This window comes from Endozoicomonas sp. ONNA2 (assembly GCF_024606365.1).
Taxonomy (GTDB): domain Bacteria; phylum Pseudomonadota; class Gammaproteobacteria; order Pseudomonadales; family Endozoicomonadaceae; genus Endozoicomonas.
Window position 1 is genome coordinate 1 of the sequence record NZ_JAHHPO010000425.1, and the last position, 3,100, is coordinate 3,100.

Sequence of the window (3,100 nt, forward strand, 5' to 3'; positions counted from 1 at the left end):
TTGTGCTTTTGCGGGCAGCGGGCGGCGGCATTTTCCCGGACTGAATAAAATGATGGAGTTATTACGGGACAATTCCTTACTCAATACCCAGTGAATAAATCGCATCAATGGTTTCTTGGGTTAAACAACCAGCCTCAATCAAACCAGTAATGATTTTAGTGACGGGAATACAGCGTTGTTCACAAGCTAAGAACGAATTCTCAAGTAAATCTTTGCTGTAAAGATCTTGATCTCCAAATTCAAATTTCAAATCAAGGATATTCGGGCTTGACTTGAAAGCAATGTACAGCATGTTTTGGGTAAGGTTTCTTTTTAATATGTTTTCTAGCTCGACAATAATTTTTTCATCCCGGGGCTCGTACATTTTGCCGTTTTCTTCATAGACTGCCATTTGCCATTTTGACCAGGCTGACGCCGATACCTCGGTCGGATTATTTCCGAATTGCTCAGGATTAATACCCAGGACACTGATCTCACATTGGTAATTTTTATTTAGAATAGAAGTAAACTGACGCATGAGTTTAATTCTGTCGGCACGGGTATTACTCCCATTATCATTAGCCATTGTGGTGAACACTTCAGCCAGATGATTGGCTGCGTTGATCTCAAGCTCATTGCATGATGTACTGTAATCCGGCGGTTGGCTATTCGATGCTTCATGTGTGCGTGAACTTGCTGGTTCCTGAACATGTTGTGCGTATATTTTATTAATAAGTGCTTCCTCCACCAGACCCTTCTTGATGGCTGCCACGATAAATAATGTCGCAGGCCTGCACCGGGTTTTCATTAATTCAGACACAGCCATGTAAGGGTTATCTTCATTTAAAAGCCAGTCTACATTTCTACGCCTGGAATACTCTGAGCCAATTTCTTTTGGTAAAAAATATGACAAAAGTTCTTGTGTAGCATCCGGACCGATATTATCTCCTATTTCTTGAATGGCGTCATATCCTCTCTTGTTGGCATTGCGTTGCCACTTATCCCAATCCCAAGGGCTATGATCCCTTGGGTTTGTCAGTACGCTCAGTTTGATTGGGAGTATAAAAGGTTCGGGGATGCACGTGTTTAATTGCTTGATCACTCTGGCAAACAGGGATTTCCGGCATGTCGTAATGTCCAGCTGGTTGGATTGACAGATTTTTTCGGCCTTGAGAATAAAGTTTTCTGCCAGCTCTTCAACGGAAAGATGACTTTTAACAATTGCTTGTTGGTAAGTGGGGGGAGCATCAGTGTTTGGTACTTTGGGAGGAATAATATTCAGGTTCATAGCTTACTCTGTAAAAAAATTATTAACTACTTATCAGACCCATTCAATAAAGAAAAGTTCCGTCTTCCGTTTGAATGGCAATCAAGACTTGACGATCTACAGAAATTCAGCTCCAAGCACTGCGTTGGTATGGCCGACGTTTAGCAGGATAGGAGGTTTTTTTCAGACGACTACCGGGTTCATTGCCTGTTCTTCATAGGCGCAATGAGCCCCGAAAGCCCCGAGAGCCGCGGCAGCTAGCCCGGCAGCAGCCCCGATAGCCCCGATAGTGACAGCCCCGATAGCCCCGACAGCAGTGACAGCCCCGGCAGTAACCCCGATGACTCCGGCATTAACCCCGATGACTCCGGCAGTAATCCCGATGACCCCGACAGTAAAAGCGAAAGCCCCGTCAGTAGCCGCGACGGCCCCGGCAGCTCCGGTAATGGTCCCGAAAATCACGGCAGCGGCCCCGGCAGCTCCGGTAACAGTTCCGAATATCACGGTAGCAGCCTTGTCAACCCCGGCAGCAGCCCCGACAGCCCCGACAGCAGCTCCGGTAGTAATGCAAGTGCCGCAAGCAACTGCGGCAGAAAAGACAATCCCGGCATCAGTCCCGCCAACCAAGGCAGCATGAAGCGCAAGCCAAATCGTGCCACCAATCGAGGGAGCCAGCAGCAAGGTAGTTTGGCCAAAAAGTTTAATCGCTTTTTCCGAAATAATGGCCAAACGTTCTTGCAATGGGATATTTTTTATCTCTTTTATCTCATTATCAGTTAATGGATTGTTACAGAAAAGGCATTTTTTTTGGTTAGAGCTTTCTATCCATTGGCGCATGCATGATTTACCAAAAGCATGCCCACAGGTCAGATTGATGATGTTATATGTTGTCCGGTCTGAACATACCGAGTCATAGCATATTGCACATTTCACACCGTTAGCACTGTCCATATCAAAACCGACCTGCTGAATTATCTTTTTGTTCAGTAGTCATTCAGACTGACATTTAGATAGGAGGCTGTCCAAAATGACTTCTTCGATATCTGCATATGGAAATGCAATCAAGCGTCACGACCCGGCCCCGGTTTCTGCTATTTCGTCACTGGAAAAAGCAGGGCTATCGAGCACGGCCCCATTTTCAACCAGCAGTTTCTGGCATGCTGTGTGAGCTTTCTTGTGTCCTGCCATAGTTATCCTCCCCATTGATCGCGATACCATTATCGGCCAGTAACGCCTCGATGATTTCTGCATGGCCCATACAGGCAGCATAGTGGAGCGCCGTCTGGCTATCGTCATCCTTCTCATTAACATTGATGCCTTCAGCGGCCAGTAACGTCTTGACGATTTCTGTGTTGCCCTGTTTGGCGGCTAAATGCAGGGGTGTCTCACCCTGGTGGTCGGCGGCGACATCGGCACCTCGGTCGATCAGCATCCGGGCGCAATCAGTATGGTCGTGCTTGATGGTGACTGATAACGGGTATTCAGGATGACCGGTGAGCACCGAATGGTAAGTCCGGTTTGCCAGGGTCTCGTCTTCGCCCAACAGCTCTGTCAGCGCTTGCAGATCCCCGGTACGGCAGACCTGGAACATTCTGGTTTCACAATAAGCTGATACGTCTTCCGGCAGTTGCATGCCGTCCAGACGAATCAATGGCAGTGCCGGGTGATTGCATAAACATTCCCGTTGCTCAAGACTATTGGACGACTGATGTTCAAGCCTTTCGGTAATGCACTCCAGGTGGAAAACGTCGGAGGTCGGGCAAGAGGTTTTGACCAGTGAACGCCCACCAAACTGTCTGGTAAGTAGCTGGCCATATGGAATCGTATATTTCTGGCTACTTGGGCTGGTACTAT

Annotated in this window: 3 protein-coding genes; all 3 read right to left on the reverse strand. The window is 47.5% G+C overall.

What is annotated here, in order from left to right:
* Window positions 1–76: 76 nt before the first annotated feature.
* Window positions 77–1,267, reverse strand: coding sequence for a hypothetical protein (locus tag KDK14_RS07655; RefSeq protein ID WP_257264485.1), 1,191 nt, complete (start codon window positions 1,265–1,267; stop codon window positions 77–79).
* Window positions 1,268–1,429: 162 nt separating this feature from the next.
* Window positions 1,430–2,197 (reverse strand): RING finger domain-containing protein, encoded by a 768-nt coding sequence (locus tag KDK14_RS07660; RefSeq protein ID WP_257264486.1) that lies wholly within the window; start codon window positions 2,195–2,197, stop codon window positions 1,430–1,432.
* Between the two features lie 187 nt (window positions 2,198–2,384).
* Window positions 2,385–3,100 (reverse strand): ankyrin repeat domain-containing protein (locus tag KDK14_RS07665; RefSeq protein WP_257264488.1); only part of this gene is annotated, 716 nt, incomplete at its 5' end.

Bases quoted from the DNA above. Each gene is read 5' to 3' on its own strand.
- KDK14_RS07655 (WP_257264485.1), bottom strand. From the start codon at position 1,267: ATGAACCTGAATATTATTCCTCCCAAAGTACCAAACACTGATGCTCCC.
- KDK14_RS07660 (WP_257264486.1), bottom strand. From the start codon at position 2,197: ATGGACAGTGCTAACGGTGTGAAATGTGCAATATGCTATGACTCGGTA.